We start from the raw sequence: 278 nt of genomic DNA, 5'->3' as shown, positions 1-278 counted from the left end.
AGCTCCTCGTGCTCTCGCCGCTGCTGCTCGGTCCAGTCGGGTCCTCCCCGTCGTCGGCCACGCCAAGTGAGTGCATGACCGATATAGCTTTTCCCAGCGCATCAACGACCTTGCGCTCGGAATCCAATTCCGTTTCCAGCTTGGCGATTCTGGCGTTCAGACGCCTAACCTCAGCTGCATCTTCCCTGGTCATCTCCCCAGTCTGACGCGGGATGACGTTCCCGTCGAGGTCACCGTCAGCCAACGCGGCCACCCACCGCCGCATCTGCCACTCAGCG

The 278-nt window shown here is 62.6% G+C and carries 1 protein-coding gene; it reads right to left on the bottom strand.

Going from position 1 to position 278, the window contains the following annotated elements; translation table 11 throughout:
* Positions 1-193: hypothetical protein (locus tag AC3DEV_RS17255; protein ID WP_488372917.1), on the bottom strand; the 193-nt coding region annotated here is incomplete at its 3' end.
* Positions 194-278 lie beyond the last annotated feature (85 nt).

It is taken from the genome of Dietzia sp. IBK-p2-15D (assembly GCF_057773105.1).
Note: the sequence above shows the minus strand (reverse complement) of the source record. Positions and strands in the feature narration are given on the sequence as shown.